Origin of the sequence: Paenibacillus agri (genome assembly GCF_013359945.1) — a bacterium.
GTDB lineage: Bacteria > Bacillota > Bacilli > Paenibacillales > Paenibacillaceae > Paenibacillus_AQ > Paenibacillus_AQ agri.
On sequence record NZ_JABWCS010000181.1, the window covers coordinates 17,593 to 33,160 of the forward strand.

Sequence of the window (15,568 nt, forward strand, 5' to 3'; positions counted from 1 at the left end):
CTTCCTCTTTAGCTAAAGGCCTGAAGCTACCTTCCCGCATCTTTGAAGGCGAATTTTTGCTTCCAGCTAGAACCACCATCCGCAGTGGCATATACAGCTGATTCATCCTGTTCCCTTACGGCGAGCCAGCCATGTTTGCTGTCCGGGAAGGAGATAGTTCCCTCGAATCCCTGTATAGGCTTCAAGTTACTCCACGTCCTGCCACCGTTCACGGTACGTCCTACAGCAACCTGCTCTCCGGCGGGAGAATAGCCGACAAGAATAGCGGTGCTGTTACCGACCAACTGCATGTTACCAGGCCTTCCAGATGCCGGCCCAGATTTGAGTTGTGCCGATCCGCTGCCCGGTGCAGGTCCGCCGCCGGCTGTCGCCTGGGCAATCACGCGTTTCCAGGTCCCACCCTTGTCTGAGCTGGCGTACAGGGAGTACGAGGTCTGTGACATTCCCGAGTCGCCATACAGCAGGGCATATACCTGATTGCCCTTCGCATAGATCTCTCCGCCTGTCGGATAAGTAATACCGGATTGGAGAGAAAGCTTCCAGGTAGTTCCCCCGTCGGTTGTCTTCATTACCCGGTAACCCGTGCCGGGTGCCACGACAACACTCCAACCGCTGCTGGGGCTGCTGAAATAGGCCCCCCGCGTATTGGCGGGTGTCTGAATCTCCGTCCAACTCTGGCCGCTATCTTTAGTGGAAAATACTGCATTCCGGCTGTAAGCAAAGCCGTTCTTGCTGTCCATAAAGTCAATCCGGTCGAAGACTGTTGCCTTCCCGGAGATATTTTTCCAGGTAGAACCGCCGTCTGCACTAGCTATCAGATAGTTGGCCTGCCCTTCTCCAATAGAAGCAATTGCCCAGCCGTGTACATTATCGGGAAAAGAAATTCCTTTGAAGTTCCACTGTCCTTGATAAATTTCTTGAAAATGACATCCGCCGTCCGAGGTGCCAATCATAAAGCCGTTCCCTACAGCTCGGCCAGTCTCACTATTCAGAAATGAAATGTCCGAGAAGGCGAATGGAGCTTCTTCCTGCTGAGCGTGTTTCTTGTGCAAATCCTTCAGCAAACCATGATCGCCCGTTCCACAAACCGGTGTACCTGCTGCGGTTGAATGGGCCGCTTGTGCGGAAGAAATAACCGTTCCCCAGCCTGAAAGCGCCAGAAGCCCTGCTGAAAAGAGTGTCAGTGCTATTCTGCGCCAATGATGTGTCCAATTCATAGGGATAACACCTCCTTTTAATATATAACCCCGTACTGCAACTGTTACTCTGTCAGATCATCGGCCTCCCCAGTGAATATCCTGTCACTTCCTTTCCCATAATGAGGATGAAAGCAAGAAAGGAGCCTGGTGCAATGCCGAGCGAATCCGCTAACCCACCTAAACGCAAAAGTCCGCTCCGCCGGGCATTTCGGTTGCTGTCAGCCCTGACGATCTTGTGCTTACTGGCTGCCGGAGCCCTGCTGGGATACCTATATCAGAAAGATCTGCCGCCTACCCTGGACGATGTCCGCTCCAGGCTGCTTGATGTCCGGGGAAATGTGCTGGCCACCTTCACATCAGATGGACGCAGTCGTGATCCAGTGGAGCTGAGTCATATTTCGCCACTGCTTGTTCAAGCTACGCTGGCGGTTGAAGACCGCAAATTCTATAAGCATACCGGCTTTGACCTCAAGGGCATGGCCCGGGCCATCCTCGTCAATCTGGAGGAAGGAGGCCGCTCACAAGGCGCCAGTACACTTACCCAACAGCTTGCACGCAATCTCTATCTATCCCATGAGAAGACCTGGACCCGCAAAATTAAGGAAGCCTTCTATACGATGCAGCTCGAGATGAAATATAGCAAAGACGAAATCCTGAATATGTATTTGAATGAAATCTACTACGGTCACGGGGCATACGGCATTGAAGCCGCGGCCAAAATGTATTTCGGCAAATCAGCAGCGGATCTTGACCTCGCAGAGAGTGCGATGCTGGCAGGAGTACCCAAGGGGCCCACTTACTATTCTCCTTACAATCACATGGACAACGCCAAGAATCGCCAGCAGCTGATCCTGTCTGTTATGGCCGAGCTTGGTGACATTACAGAAGCTGAGGCCAAGCTGGCGGCACAGGAGAAGCTTAATTTCAAACCGCAAGGGGAAAAAGACACCACCGTAGCAGCGCCCTACTTCCGTGATTATGTGCGTGGCTTGGCGATAGGGTTGCTGGATATCGACAGCGACGAATTCGAACAGGGTGGACTAAATGTCTACACCACTCTGGACCCCGTCATGCAGCAAGCCGCAGAGGATGCCGTCAGCAATGGAATGGATCCGGCTAGCGAATTGGAAACGGCCCTGGTATCCATAGATCCTCGTACCGGCTACATTAAAGCGATGGTGGGGGGCAAAAACTACCGGACTAACCAGTTCAACCACGCATTGGCGACCACCCGCCAGCCTGGATCTTCCTTCAAGCCGATTATGTATCTTGCGGCCCTATCTTCCAAGACGATGAACGGACTTTCAGTGTTCAATAGCCAACCCACACTGTTCCATTATGACAATAACCGCAAGACCTACCAGCCCCGTAATTTTGGCGACAAGTATCTGGGGGAAATCAATATGCGCCAGGCGATTGCTGCCTCGGACAATATTTATGCCGTGAATACGATTATGAAGATTGGAGCCGACAAGGTAGCAGAGATGGCCGCGGAGATGGGGATTAAAAGCCCGCTCCAGCACGTGCCTTCCCTGGCGCTAGGCACTTCACCGGTCAGTCCGCTGGAAATGGCCTCCGCCTTTGCCGTGATCGGCGGCGGCGGGGTCCGGATGCCCTCGACAGCCATCCTGAAGATCACAGACGCCAAGGGGGTCGTTCTGTATGAAGCACCTCAGCCTCAGGGAGAGGCCGTAGTGGAGCCTGCAGCAGCTTATGTGTTGACCCGGCTGATGGAGGGCGTGTTCGAGACCGGGGGCACTGGGAACCGCGTAGCCTCCATTATCAAACGACCTGTTGCTGGCAAGACCGGCACGACCGATACTGATGGCTGGATGGTTGGCTTCACCCCCGAATTATCGACGGCCGTCTGGGTCGGATACGACAAAGGCCGGGATATCGCAACAACAGATGGTAGACGTGCTGCCCCGATTTTTGCCCAGTACACAGAGAAAGCGCTGGAAAACGTCCCACCTAAGATTTTTCCAATTCCAGACGGTGTAGTTAGTGTCTATATTGATAAGCAATCCGGTAAACTGGCTACAGCCGATTGTCCGGACAAAGTGCTGGAGACCTTCATTAGCGGCACAGAACCCACTGCATATTGCGATCTGCACGGGGCAGGAGAAAAGGCCCACCGAGCGGAAGAATCCATTCCCGGAAAGGATGATTCCGGTGAAGATCACTCCCTATGGCAGGATATCAAGCGCTGGTGGATGAATTAGGCCTACTTGGGTATAAAGAATTGGATTTTAGCGTTTCGTCAGCCCAAAATTGGGTATAAAAGAATAGAACCCCAAGCAACCTCTCCCTTTGGACCTTTGAATCGGAGAGGTTTTTATTTAAGAACCTATAACTGGGTATTGGGATGTAAGGCATAGATAACCCCCGCAACCTCTACGCACAGACAGAAGATATCTGCTTATTATTCCGTATCCTTATAAAGGAGGTCTGTCCATGGTCCTCTCAAAGCTGGCAGTCTATGGGGCCGCAATCATCTTTATCACAAGCGTGGGTTGCTCGTTGGTATCAGGCTCTGCTCTAGCAGCTCCGGCTGGCACAGAATCCGCTACTCTCTCTCCGGCTGCACCGACAGAACAAACCAGGCGCTCGCTGGAGCATGCCGGCTTCCGTCAGCAAGGTGCCGTCTACCTACCTTTAAAAGAAATGGCACCACTGCTCGATCTCCACGTGCTGTGGAACGCAGACAAATCCAGTATTGAGGTTACCGGTCTTTATCAGGCGCTTAGCCTAAAGGTTGGACAATCAAAGGCCTACACGGCAGACAATAAAGTGATCAGTCTAGGTGCACCCACACTCATCAGAGATGGCATCACCTATGTACCGACCACCCTGTTCTCCAAAGCCTTTAGTCTTCCGGTTGGCTGGGACGGTAAGCTAGATGTTACTGTTCCATACACTGAACGGTATCTCAAAGCGGTATCTGGGCGGGAATTGTTCTGGCTACATAAGGAAAAGGGGGTTGTATATAGCGGAGAAAGCGGAAGGCGACCTGTAAGGGCAGGAATCGCTAATGTTCGTCAGTTGGATTGGGCCACTCTCAGCGTGCGTACGGTGAACAGCACAAGCTATGTGCTTGATCTTAATAATGCTTCTGGTGAGCCACATATTCATGTCAGTAACTATCGGCTTCTGCTGCATGAAGGACAGTTGGTTCGCCAAACCGTAAGTAGCTACGGAGGAATGCGCAATCTCGGGATGAAAGAGAATGTCTCCGCCTATCAAGGAAATCTGGTCATGGTGAACAAAAGCATTCTTTACCTGGTCAATCCGGACGGTCATATTTTCAAAACCTACAATTTAGCAGAGCCCACCGGCATTGACGATACTTTTGCCCTCGAAGCCATCGAAGAGGACTTCCTTCTGGTACGTCCGTACCAAAAAGGAACACTGTTCCTGATTGATCGCAAGAGCGGAGAAAGTACAGCGCTCTATACACAGCTTCTAGGGTCAGAGGACCAGGCCTGGTTGGAGCAGTACCCGAACTGGGACTTTGATTATCCTGGCGACCGGCTCCAATACAATGGACGTTCGGGCAATACGCTATCCTTTACCTGGACGTCTTTTGAGGACAACCGGCAGGTTCAGTTCACGTATACGCTTTCTTAACTCTAATAATTTACATTTCTGTTATAATACAAGAAACACCAAATCTAAACATGTGAATGAGGGAAATGGTATGAAAGATACGGGTATGATTCGGAATTTGGATAGTCTGGGCAGGATTGTGGTTCCCGTGGAAATCCGTATGACACGCAATATCGACATTGGGGATCCTATCGAATTTTTCATTCTGAATGAGGATGTTATTGTGCTTAGAAAGTATACCTCCACGGAATGCACCTTCTGCAGAAGTCTGGACCACGTGAGCTATTACAAGGATCAATTCATCTGCAACAGCTGCCTGAAGGAACTCGGTGATCCGGAGCGTCTCCCGCAGGAGCCCGAACCTTCTCCGCTCCTTCCTCAGGCTACCGCCGACCCTGGCAGCAGTGTCAAACGGAAGAAGACTGAAGAGATGACACAGCGACTGGAGCGGGCCATCGAAGAGCATCCATTCGCCAATCAGAAGCAGCTCGCCGAGATCCTGGGAATCAGCCAAGCGCGGGTAAGCCAACTAAAGCGTAAGCTTAATGCTCCGAGGCAATCCAAGATCGGCTGATCAGCTGTACCGAAAGGAATCCATCTCGCTCGATTGGCCTGAGTTGCCGCACTCCGCTCTATTAGCAATTATAGAATACTAAAAAGGCTGCATTCCTCATAGTACAGGAGATGCAGCCTTTTGCTGGGATGTCCGCTTAACGGACGGATATATCCGGCAAAATTCTGAAGATTATTCCGATAGTGCTGCCTTCAGCTCTTCCCTCGAAGTTTCCCACCACTCTTCATTATGTGAAATAAGCAGGGATTTCAGCGCCGCCTTTTCCGGTTGGCCAAGCCCTTCCACAATAACTTTCCGTTTTAACGCAGAATCAAGTTTGTTCACATGTTCGGCCAGAATCTTCCACCCGCGACGAGCTTCAGTGTCAATCCACATCTCACAAGCCGTAATTCCGGCGTAGTGCTGACCCTCGGCTGTCCGGTCTACAGCTACCCATACGACCCATACTTGTCTCCCGTTCGGAACATCCTCACGGTTCATGGAGAACTTAATGCCCTTCTCCACCTTGCTCTTAGCGTGCATAGCCCCGATATCAATGATCGCTTCGCCGTTATCAATAATGACGGGGGACACATTGTTCAAATCAATTGAGCCTGCTCCAAATCCTTTATGTTTGCTCTTCGCGTTGACAATATTCAAGGCAATCTGTTTCTTGCCTTCCGGTTGCTTGTTATCCACAGATGCACGTCCTTCCTCTTACGAATAATTTAATTTTAGCTAATAATCCGGCGATTGCAAACATATACATCCCGTAGATGCTTGTCAACGGGAGGGAATCACAGTATGAAGCCACCGACATTTCGAACCAAAATTAGCATTCTGGCTCTGGCCGCCCTAACGCTGCTGGGCGGGAGCTTGTGGAGCTACCCAGGTGCAAGCCCTGCCTTGGCAGGCATGTCTGCCCAAAAAGCGGCCAAGTCCCCCGCTGTCTCGCCTGGCAAGGGCAACGCGCAGCAGGCATTCCCGGAGAGCGCACCCGTTCCCGTGTCCGAGGCGCTGAGTCAAAGAGTCGCCGAGTACCATATTGACGTGAAGCTTGACCCGGAGACAGCCACATTAAAAGGCGCGGAGACAGTAACTTGGAACCATCCCGGCCGTAAGCCGGTAAGCGATCTGTATTTTCATCTCTATCCCAATGCCTTTGAATCCCGCAATACGACTTTTATGAAGGAATCCGGCGGTGAGCTGCGAAGTGACAAGATGCCCGACAACGGGTTCGGCAGCATGACCCTGACGGATGTACGAACCTCAGAAGGCACATCCCTCATCCAGAGAGTGCAGTATGTTCAACCCGATGACGGAAATATCAATGACCGCACATTGGTGAAGTTACATCTGCCTGAACCCGTGAACGGCGGGGAAAGTGTAACCCTCAAGCTGCAATTTGAGGTCAAGCTACCCAAAGTATTCGCCCGGATGGGAATCGCGGGAAACTTCGTTATGGCCGGACAATGGTTTCCCAAGATTAGCGTCTATGAACCCGTCGGAACCCGCGGAGTAACCCAGGAAGGCTGGAATCTGCATCAGTACCACGGGACATCAGAATTCTACAGCGATTTTGGCATATACAATGTGACGATAGCTGTGCCTCCTGAGTATACCGTGGCTGCCACCGGCTTCCCGGTGAAGACCGCTAAACTAAAGCAGAATCAGAAAATTTATCAATTCTACGCTGACGACGTCCATGATTTTGCCTGGGCTGCCTCTCCTGATTTTGTGGTCACCGAGGAGGCCTTCTCCACGCCGGAAGTTCCTGGTGTGCGAATCAAGCTATACCTGGACCCGCTGCATAAAGACCTCAAGGAGCGCTATTTCCAAGCTGCGAAGGCTGCCCTAAGCGCATTTAGTAAATGGTACGGGCCGTATCCTTATTCCACACTCTCAATAGTGGTTCCGCCCAAGGATGCCAACGGGGCTGGAGGAATGGAATATCCCACTTTGATTACAGCCTTCGGTGCATCTGAGTCTTCTCCAGACACCTCATTGGAACGAACGGTGGTTCACGAAATAGGACATCAATACTTCTATGGTATGTTAGCCAGCAACGAATTCGAGGAAGCCTGGCTGGATGAGAGCTTCACCTCCTATGCCGAAGACCGTCTAATGGAGCAAGAATACGGTGTGATGGCTAATCTGCCCATTCAAGCCAGCCTGGTGACCTCTCCTCAGGCCCTCACACTGGAAACCTGGAAATACAGCGGAGCAGATGCTTATACCCAGAATGTTTACCTCCGTGGCAAATTGGTGCTAAAAGACATCGAACGGCAGGTCGGCACTAAAACTATGGATGCCATCCTGTCCACCTATGCGAATAAATATCGGTTCCGCCATCCCACTACCCGTGATTTTCAGAAGGTCGTAGAGAACGTGACCAAGAAATCATGGCAGAACTATTTCGATCTTTATATTTATGACGGCGGAGCCCCTGATTTCTCGATCGACGATATCCAGATGCGTACCAAAGAAAATGCCGGCACCGGCCAAGGCTACGAATCTATCGTAAAGGTGAGCAACAGAGGTAGCCACTACGCGAATGTCCCCATTAAATTCACCTTCTCTGATGGCCACACCGTAGAGCGAGTCTGGAATGGGGACAACAAGAATACAGCGTTCCAGCTGATCTCCAGCTCCCCACTATTGTCGGCAGAGATCGATCCCCAGCACACCCTTCTGCTGGAGAACAAACATATCAACAATTTCAGACTGGCGGAGATCAAGCCGGATACTCTCTCCCGCTGGACGCTAACCTTGTCGAAACTGCTTGAAACTGTGCTTGGAACTCTGGTCTGGTGAGGTGGATGAGCTTGAAAACATCAATTATTCGCGGCTGGCAAAGTTTGAAGGAGCAAACTTATATTCTGATACTGCTATTCATCTACCGTCTGCTCTGGGGCTATTTTATGTATGGTTTCGTACGGGAGGCCGTAGTATCAGTCCTGCTGCGGTATCCCGACCACAACGCGGGGGGCAGTGGTATGGCCAGGCTGCTGTTCTACATCGAGGGTCAGCATAGTCTTACCTCCGATCCTGACGTACAGCGCTGGCTATGCCTGCTGCTAGGGTTAACCTTGCTGCGACTGCTCATTTCCCCGTTCATTCGGGCGGGTCTGCTGCATGAGCTGCATCAGGAGCGTTCAGGAGAGCGCGGTCTGTTCTTTTTCCCCGGCATGAAAAAGCATGGTCTGTCCGTGCTGATCTTCAGCCTGGTAGAGTGGCTACTCGCCCTCCTGCCCGTTTACTGGTTCGCACCCAAGATATATACACTGCTGCTGTCGTCTTTAATGGACTACAAGCTGCTGCTGAACGGCGTTCCCTATATTCTGGCTTGGTGTGCATATGTATATGTTATCCGCTTGCTGCTGTTGTACATGCAGTTCGGTTATACAGCCGGAACTGGCATGTTCTCCTCCCTGTTAATCGCCCTACGGTGCCTCCTCACCGCGATAGGGGTATCACTCGTGATGGGAGCAGGCGGTCTGCTGCTCTTGGTGATCTACGCCTTGGGGGTTTTTTACTTCCCTGGCTTGCCTGCACTCCTGATCCGCCAACTCCTTCCGCTCCCGTCCACACTGCTCAAATTGTGGGGTATTGCAGCTCAATATGACCTATGGAGGAGTAAAGCATTTCCACAATAAATCCGCCCCCTCAGGGCATATTAGAAGAGTCACTGTTCCTGGCTAACAGGAGCCGCGACTCTTTTTTTGTCATCTTCAGCAGAGCGATTTGCAAAATGGTAACGGGTTTGATACAATGTCTTCTGTACTACTAGTAACAACTTTGTAATCTTTTGAAGGCATTTCTTAATAACTTCGTTTATGTCATGTATGCAGTTGTCGACACGTCACATTTTGGGTGCATAAAACGCCGAATTCCTTGCACCGGGAAGTGGGGGAACCATATTTTGGGTGAATTGATCTCGTAAGAGAGGGATCATAGGGGACCTTCTACCGAATCCTTAAGCTAACCTCGCAGGCCTTGGAAGGAGTACATCTTTTGAACAGACAGAATTTTAAGAAAATCATTGTTACAGCCACACTAGGTTTGGCACTCGCCATCGGTATCGGAACCAATAGCGCTTCAGCTGACTCCAAAATGGACACGGTTATTACAAAAACCCTCGGAACCTCCTATAAAACTGGAGGGACAAGCACAGCCGGATTTGATTGTTCGGGATTTACTACATATGTATACAAAAGCATCGGCATTTCGTTGCCTCGTACATCCCAATCGCAATATAAGACAGGTACCTCCGTGTCTCGCAGCCAAATGCGTCCAGGAGACCTCGTATTCTTCAACACACTAGGTAACGGTGTATCTCATGTCGGTATCTTCGTCGGAAATGGTAAATTTGCTCAATCATCATCTTCGCGCGGCGTCATTATTAGCTCACTGAGTGAGAAATACTGGGCTGATCGCTACATTGGTGCCAAACGGATCATGAGTACAACTGCTTATAAAGCGGTGGCCTACGACTAAACTAATCCCTCAACTACGACATTCCATTTCACTTCATATCTATATTGTGCCCGGAGACTGATTATCCTCACAGTCAATTTCCGGTTTTTTCCTATTTTATAGTATACGTATACACTTCCAGGAAGCAGATGAATCATATTTGCGCCAAAAAAACTCAATAAATTTTGGAAATTTCGGATTGTTCTCTATTTTCAACGTTAATAGTGAGAATCCGCTCTTAAAATCCCATTTTTTGCGCACAAATATGCTATAAATGATTGCCAAGCGACGCTGTGTTTGTTACAATTAGCGCAGTGAGTTTTTAGTAACATTTTTGTAATTATTGAGTCACCTTTTTATAAGGTTTTGTCATGTATTCATATAGCAGTCTAATTCTAATCAACGGTATATGCCGAGTTCCCTAACCATTAGGGAAACGGGGGAACCACTTTGGGTGAATTGACCTCCTGTTCGAAGAGGGGTCATAGGGGACCTTCAACCGAACCCTTAAGCTAACCTCGTAGGCATTGGAAGGGGTTTACACTTTTGAAGAAGAAATTAGCAGCAGCAGTGCTTGGCTTTTCAATGATGCTTACCGCTATTGGAGCAGGAAGCGCTTTCGCCGATTCCAAGATGGATAAGGTGATTGACAAGGCTATCGGCACCAAGTACGTAGCTGGCGGCACGACTACAAGTGGATTTGATTGCTCTGGTTTTACAATGTATGTCTTCAACAAGATCGGTATTGACCTACCACACCAATCCGGTTCCCAATATCAGATGGGCTCCACGGTGTCCCGTGACGAACTTAGAGCGGGCGACCTGGTATTCTTCAATACCAGCGGCAAAGGAATCTCCCATGTTGGCGTTTATGTTGGCGAAGGCAAATTCGCCCATGCTTCATCTTCTCGTGGTGTAACGATCAGCTCGCTGAGTGAAAGCTATTATGTTAGTCGTTATGTGGGTGCTAAACGCGTGATGAGCACGGATGCTTACCAGGCGCTTGCGACAGATACTCAAGATTTTGACGATGTACAATAGTCTATAAGTCATAAGCCAGTCCTTTTCCCGATTTTATCGAAATCTGGAGAAGGACTTTTTTGTCGTTTCTGTTACTCTTCATTACCCCTCCTGAAATTCACCAAACAACATTTTCCTGACTTTCTGCGCCTGATCTTATGCTTTTTGTATATAATTAAATTATAGAGCTTTATCCTGTGGAAAGGAGGTCTCACCCGATGATTCATTTACCTGTTACGTTCCATGTGGTACCCATGGAGACCAGCCATGCCGAAGACATCTGCCAATGGAGCTATGAGCCTCCTTACAATATATATGGCTGGATGCCCTGGCAACAGATGGAGGAGCTCGGCATTGAGTTTGGCGATGCCCGGCTGCGCAGTGAACAGTATGTGTCTGTGTTGAACGATGAAGGTGATCTCTGCGGCTTCGCACAGCTATTCCCGATGGAGGGTGTGGTGCGTCTGGGGATTGGTATGCGTCCAGAGCTTTGTGGTCACGGAATGGGCCAACACTTTGTCCGTGCCATCGTCCAAGCTGCAGTACTACGCTACCCTGAGCGGGAGGTCGATTTGGAGGTACTAACCTGGAATCAGCGGGCCATTCGGACTTACCAAAAAAGTGGTTTTACGATTACTGACACTTACGAACGAATGACACCTACTGGAAGTAAACCATTTTATTGTATGGTCTATGAGAAATGATGCTTTGTTAAAGGAAGTTTAGAGAAGTATTGCATAGTCGTTCATTTTTTTGCCACAAATGCTATGATAACGCTTCACCTTCCGCTATAATGTAGGGAGCAGCTTACATAGAAGGGACGATTGGGGATGCAAAAATGGATCATGAGCGGATTGTTTTTTGCCGCCTGTGCCTTTGCGGTAGTTCTAATGTTCACACTTCCAGGTAAAGAAGAGGTAGCGGAACAGAACAAGCCTACTATGCCTGAAATTCAGCTTGATGCCGCCAAGGCAGAAGCGACTGTGAAAGCCAATTGTATCACCTGCCATGGCGATCAGCTTCAGGGCGGGATAGGACCTAGCTTGAAAAACGAAGGTGGCCAGCATGACGCTGCCGGGATTTACAGTATAGTAACCAAAGGACGGGGCCAAATGCCTTCCTTCAAGGAAAAGCTGGCGCCGGAGGAAATTGCGAACGTGGCCACATGGCTGGCTGAGAAGAAGTAGAGCTTCATTAGAGAGACAACACAAATACGCCCGTGTCAGGATCTACATCCTGCGACACGGGCTTTTTCACATGTATGAGTATTCTTTACCATTGCTATGTTAAAGGACTACACGACTGGCTAGCGGGCCTTCTCGAAGGCCTCATTAAACTCCTGCGCACCACGAATGTCCAGCGGCGTAATTCCGCCCTCTTTATGTGTCGTCAAGCGAAGCGTGACTGCTTTATAATCAATCGTAATATGCGGATGGTGGTCAAAAGCCTCCGCAATGGCGGCCACCGCATCGACGAAGGCTATTCCCTTCATATAATCGCTGAACATATATTTGCGTGTAATCGTATTTTTCACCAGCTTCCAGCCTTCCAGCTTGCCGATCTGCTCGATCAGTTCTTCCTCTGTAAGTAGCACATTATTACCTCCCTTACCTTATTAGTAGCAAAGTTCCGATCGCCTTGCCTCTTTGCTTGTTTAAACAAAACATCCCTTAGCTTCTGAGGTCCAAGGGATGTGCCAGGATAAAGACAATTTTCGGTTTAATTGTATTCTTCAATCCCGGTAAATAGTACTTCGCTCCGTCAATTTTACCACGGGCGGCAGACTGCGGCAAATTCCGCTCACCTGTATTCCTATTAAACCAGGACAACAGAGGCCAGGTCCTCATCGCCGAGCAAAATATTGATCCGGTGTGTATCCTTGTCGTAAATCACAACCCCGCTTCCCACCTCAATGACCGGTTCATTGCCCAGTGCATAGAACAGATCCTCGGCAAGCGCTTCCCATACCTCAAGCTTCGATTCCTGTGGCAGCTCCTGCCATTCCTCCGGGTCCATTTCAAAAAATAAAAATCCGTCGGTAATACGTGAGGCCGCTTCCGTCAATTCGTTCAGAATTTCTGCATAATCTCTGCCATGTTTAACGCCCATGTGTATCACTCCGTTTTCTTCACTGATGAATAATAACTTACCTTATCCATTATAGCCGAAAAAATGACTTCACAAAAAAGGGAATGATGTCGATAAATAAGAATATAAGTTATTCCGTTTGGGTTAAGATGCCCTGCCGCGCTTCAAGGATGATTAACGCGGCTAAGTCGGATCACTTCTTAAATCTCATGGACGAGGTGCATAATGGAAATCTCAACAATAATCGGTCTAGTCTTTGGTCTGGTCTCTGTTCTTTTCGGGATGGTGCTGAAGGGCGCTCCCATCCAAAGTTTGGCCACTCCCGCTGCATACTTAATTATTTTATTGGGTACCGCCGCTTCAATCTTTATGGCTTTTCCATTTTCAGAAATCAAAAAGGTACCTAGCTTGTTCAAAATGATCTTTGTTAAAAAGAAAATGGTCAGCAAAGCGGAACTAATTACTACATTTATGGAATGGGCATCCATCACACGCCGCGAAGGCCTGCTGGCTTTGGAGTCCAAGGTTGATGAAATAGAGGATGGTTTCCTCCGGAACGGCATGCGGATGATTATCGATGGCAACGATCAGGAATTCGTTCGCGATGTACTTATGGAGGATATCCGTGCTACTGAAGATCGTCATAAAGCCGGTGCGCTGATCTTCTCCCAGGCCGGTATGTACGCGCCTACGCTGGGGGTACTCGGAGCCGTAATCGGGCTTATCGCTGCACTTGCCGATATGACCGAGATGGAAAAGCTCGCTCATGCGATCGGCGGAGCGTTTATTGCTACCGTACTCGGTATTTTCACAGGATATGTGCTGTGGCACCCGATTGCCAACAAGCTCAAACGGCTCTCCAAGCAAGAGATTGATGTCCGCCTAATGATGGTAGAAGGTCTGCTGTCCATTCAATCCGGGGTCTCCACCATTGCGATTAATCAGAAGCTGGCTGTCTTCCTAACACCTACGGAACGCGCTAAGCTGCTGGACAAGGAGGCCGGTTCGAGTGAGCAAAAAGACTAGACACGAGGAACATGAGGAGCATGCCGATGAATCCTGGCTGCTGCCGTATTCCGACCTCATGACCCTGCTTGTCGCCTTGTTCCTCGTTATGTATGCCATGAGCGCCACCGATGCCAAGAAGTTCGAAGAGATGGCCCAGGCCTTCAGTTCCGTTCTGAACGGCGGAACCGGCGTGCTGACAGAACGGGCAGCAACCCCATCCGAGAGTAATCTGGACCAGGGTAAGAGCGATAAGATGAACAATGTCATCTCCAAGAATACGGGAGAAGCAGAAATGGCCAAGCTGCGCCAGAAGGAACAGGAAGATCTTGAGAAGCTCAAGAAGCAATTCGATCAATATATCAAGAACAATGGACTGACCGATCTGCTCAGCACCAAGCTGAACCAGTCCCAGCTTATGATTACCATCAGCGACAATGCCCTGTTCGCTTCCGGGCAGGCTGTAGTCAAGGATGAATCCAGACAGCTGGCTAAGTCCATCTCAACGATGTTACAGCAATTCCCCGACTACGATGTAGTCGTTCAGGGACATACGGACAATATCCCGATTTCCAACACTAGCTATTCTTCCAACTGGGATCTCAGTGTGGATCGGGCCTTGCACTTCATGAAGATTCTGCTGCTTAACCCTAATCTCGATCCAAAGAAATTCAGTCCGATCGGATACGGTGAATACCATCCTATCGCGGATAACTCCACGCCTGTAGGACGTGCGAAGAACCGCCGGGTTGAAGTCTCCATCATTCGGAAGTATCAGGAGTTCAAGCAATTCACAGGGATTCCTCCATCCGATAATTAGCTATCCGTCGTGGGCAAGTAAAGAGCGGCTCCTAAAGGTATAACTTTAGGAGCCGCTCTTATTTGTTGTTATTCTTTTATAAGGTACTGCTGAGCCTACAGCAATTCATAATTCAACATGGCCCCTAGCTCAGTTCTTTCGTTAGGCGACAGATCACGCCATTGTCCGACCGGTAAACTCCCCAAATTGATGTTCATGATACGGATGCGCTGAAGACGTCTGACCTCATAACCGAAGGCGCTACACATACGGCGAATCTGCCGGTTCTTACCTTCAGTCAAAATAATCCGGAAAACCCGCTCCGTGATGCGTGTAACCGTGCAAGGCAGCGTCTTCTCCCCCAGAATCTTGACGCCACTCGACATCCCTGTAATAAAGGATGGTGTGATCGGCCGATCGACAGTCACTATATATTCCTTCTCATGGCGACCCTCTGATCGCAATATCTTGTTAACGATATCTCCGTCGTTCGTCAGCAGAATCAGGCCTTCCGAATCTTTATCGAGACGCCCGATCGGAAAGATCCGCTCTGAATGTCCTACAAAATCAACAATGTTGCCTTTAATATGCTCCTCTGTTGTAGAGGTGATGCCTACCGGCTTGTTCAATGCGATGTACACGATAGTATTGCCCGTCTCCAGCAAATTCCCATCAATCCGTACTTCATCACCCTGCTCAGCCTGACTGCCAAGCACTGCTTGTTCTCCGTTGATCGTTACTCTGCCGCTTTCAACCAGCTTGTCAGCTTCACGGCGTGAGCAGTAGCCTGTCTCACTGATGAATTTATTGATTCTCACCTTG

General features: G+C 49.6%; 16 protein-coding genes and 2 riboswitches. Of the genes, 11 read left to right on the top strand and 5 right to left on the bottom strand.

What is annotated here, in order from left to right; all coding sequences use genetic code 11:
- Positions 1-26 precede the first annotated feature (26 nt).
- On the bottom strand, positions 27-1,217 hold the full coding sequence (locus HPT30_RS02375) for a WD40/YVTN/BNR-like repeat-containing protein (protein ID WP_175369911.1): 1,191 nt from the start codon (positions 1,215-1,217) through the stop codon (positions 27-29).
- A 134-nt stretch (positions 1,218-1,351) separates the two neighbouring features.
- Here HPT30_RS02375 and HPT30_RS02380 point away from each other — a divergent pair, with 134 nt between their 5' ends.
- The 3 genes from HPT30_RS02380 to HPT30_RS02390 all read left to right on the top strand — a co-directional run bounded on the left by HPT30_RS02380 (position 1,352) and on the right by HPT30_RS02390 (position 5,379).
- Positions 1,352-3,421 carry a transglycosylase domain-containing protein gene (locus tag HPT30_RS02380; RefSeq protein WP_175369912.1) on the top strand — a complete coding sequence of 690 codons (2,070 nt, stop codon included), beginning with the start codon at positions 1,352-1,354 and terminating at the stop codon, positions 3,419-3,421.
- Between the two features lie 232 nt (positions 3,422-3,653).
- Positions 3,654-4,826, top strand: coding sequence for a copper amine oxidase N-terminal domain-containing protein (locus HPT30_RS02385; RefSeq protein WP_175369913.1), 1,173 nt, complete (start codon positions 3,654-3,656; stop codon positions 4,824-4,826).
- A gap of 70 nt (positions 4,827-4,896) precedes the next feature.
- Positions 4,897-5,379: an AbrB/MazE/SpoVT family DNA-binding domain-containing protein gene (locus HPT30_RS02390; protein ID WP_175369914.1), complete on the top strand. Its 483-nt coding sequence runs from the start codon at positions 4,897-4,899 to the stop codon at positions 5,377-5,379.
- 171 nt (positions 5,380-5,550) lie between these two features.
- On the opposite strand, the gene HPT30_RS02395 is transcribed toward HPT30_RS02390, so the two are convergent.
- Positions 5,551-6,057, bottom strand: coding sequence for a YwhD family protein (locus HPT30_RS02395; protein ID WP_175369915.1), 507 nt, complete (start codon positions 6,055-6,057; stop codon positions 5,551-5,553).
- Positions 6,058-6,162: 105 nt separating this feature from the next.
- Between HPT30_RS02395 and HPT30_RS02400 the strand changes: the two genes are divergently transcribed.
- The 6 genes from HPT30_RS02400 to HPT30_RS02425 all read left to right on the top strand — a co-directional run bounded on the left by HPT30_RS02400 (position 6,163) and on the right by HPT30_RS02425 (position 12,041).
- A complete protein-coding gene (locus HPT30_RS02400) occupies positions 6,163-8,172 on the top strand; it encodes a M1 family metallopeptidase (RefSeq protein WP_175369916.1) in 2,010 nt (669 codons plus the stop codon).
- A gap of 11 nt (positions 8,173-8,183) precedes the next feature.
- Entirely contained in the window at positions 8,184-9,014 is an 831-nt protein-coding gene (locus HPT30_RS02405; protein WP_175369917.1) for a hypothetical protein, read from the top strand.
- 217 nt (positions 9,015-9,231) lie between these two features.
- Positions 9,232-9,369, top strand: a riboswitch (cyclic di-AMP (ydaO/yuaA leader).
- Between the two features lie 3 nt (positions 9,370-9,372).
- Positions 9,373-9,855, top strand: coding sequence for a C40 family peptidase (locus tag HPT30_RS02410; RefSeq protein ID WP_246316890.1), 483 nt, complete (start codon positions 9,373-9,375; stop codon positions 9,853-9,855).
- A 379-nt stretch (positions 9,856-10,234) separates the two neighbouring features.
- Positions 10,235-10,376, top strand: a riboswitch (cyclic di-AMP (ydaO/yuaA leader).
- Positions 10,377-10,380: 4 nt separating this feature from the next.
- The gene (locus tag HPT30_RS02415; protein ID WP_175369918.1) at positions 10,381-10,875 is read left to right on the top strand and encodes a C40 family peptidase; all 495 of its coding nucleotides are present in this window, start codon (positions 10,381-10,383) and stop codon (positions 10,873-10,875) included.
- A 197-nt stretch (positions 10,876-11,072) separates the two neighbouring features.
- On the top strand, positions 11,073-11,558 hold the full coding sequence (locus tag HPT30_RS02420; RefSeq protein ID WP_175369919.1) for a GNAT family N-acetyltransferase: 486 nt from the start codon (positions 11,073-11,075) through the stop codon (positions 11,556-11,558).
- A 126-nt stretch (positions 11,559-11,684) separates the two neighbouring features.
- Positions 11,685-12,041 carry a c-type cytochrome gene (locus HPT30_RS02425; RefSeq protein ID WP_175369920.1) on the top strand — a complete coding sequence of 119 codons (357 nt, stop codon included), beginning with the start codon at positions 11,685-11,687 and terminating at the stop codon, positions 12,039-12,041.
- 119 nt (positions 12,042-12,160) lie between these two features.
- On the opposite strand, the gene HPT30_RS02430 is transcribed toward HPT30_RS02425, so the two are convergent.
- Positions 12,161-12,448, bottom strand: coding sequence for a 4a-hydroxytetrahydrobiopterin dehydratase (locus HPT30_RS02430; protein WP_175369921.1), 288 nt, complete (start codon positions 12,446-12,448; stop codon positions 12,161-12,163).
- Positions 12,449-12,669: 221 nt separating this feature from the next.
- Complete coding sequence (locus HPT30_RS02435) at positions 12,670-12,963, bottom strand: hypothetical protein (RefSeq protein ID WP_175369922.1); 294 nt, start codon at positions 12,961-12,963, stop codon at positions 12,670-12,672.
- A 204-nt stretch (positions 12,964-13,167) separates the two neighbouring features.
- Between HPT30_RS02435 and motA the strand changes: the two genes are divergently transcribed.
- Together motA and motB are read left to right on the top strand one after the other, a co-directional pair.
- Entirely contained in the window at positions 13,168-13,968 is an 801-nt protein-coding gene (gene motA / locus HPT30_RS02440; RefSeq protein ID WP_175369923.1) for a flagellar motor stator protein MotA, read from the top strand.
- Positions 13,952-14,767 (top strand): flagellar motor protein MotB, encoded by an 816-nt coding sequence (motB, locus tag HPT30_RS02445; RefSeq protein WP_175369924.1) that lies wholly within the window; start codon positions 13,952-13,954, stop codon positions 14,765-14,767. Before motA ends, motB begins: the two co-directional genes overlap by 17 nt.
- Positions 14,768-14,862: 95 nt before the next feature.
- Here the strand turns inward: motB and rluF are convergent, their stop codons facing one another.
- A complete protein-coding gene (gene rluF, locus HPT30_RS02450; protein ID WP_175369925.1) occupies positions 14,863-15,564 on the bottom strand; it encodes a 23S rRNA pseudouridine(2604) synthase RluF in 702 nt (233 codons plus the stop codon).
- Positions 15,565-15,568 lie beyond the last annotated feature (4 nt).

Bases quoted from the DNA above. Each gene is read 5' to 3' on its own strand.
- HPT30_RS02375 (WP_175369911.1), bottom strand. From the start codon at position 1,217: ATGAATTGGACACATCATTGGCGCAGAATAGCACTGACACTCTTTTCA.
- HPT30_RS02380 (WP_175369912.1), top strand. From the start codon at position 1,352: ATGCCGAGCGAATCCGCTAACCCACCTAAACGCAAAAGTCCGCTCCGC.
- HPT30_RS02385 (WP_175369913.1), top strand. From the start codon at position 3,654: ATGGTCCTCTCAAAGCTGGCAGTCTATGGGGCCGCAATCATCTTTATC.
- HPT30_RS02390 (WP_175369914.1), top strand. From the start codon at position 4,897: ATGAAAGATACGGGTATGATTCGGAATTTGGATAGTCTGGGCAGGATT.
- HPT30_RS02400 (WP_175369916.1), top strand. From the start codon at position 6,163: ATGAAGCCACCGACATTTCGAACCAAAATTAGCATTCTGGCTCTGGCC.
- HPT30_RS02420 (WP_175369919.1), top strand. From the start codon at position 11,073: ATGATTCATTTACCTGTTACGTTCCATGTGGTACCCATGGAGACCAGC.
- HPT30_RS02425 (WP_175369920.1), top strand. From the start codon at position 11,685: ATGCAAAAATGGATCATGAGCGGATTGTTTTTTGCCGCCTGTGCCTTT.
- HPT30_RS02435 (WP_175369922.1), bottom strand. From the start codon at position 12,963: ATGGGCGTTAAACATGGCAGAGATTATGCAGAAATTCTGAACGAATTG.
- motA (WP_175369923.1), top strand. From the start codon at position 13,168: ATGGAAATCTCAACAATAATCGGTCTAGTCTTTGGTCTGGTCTCTGTT.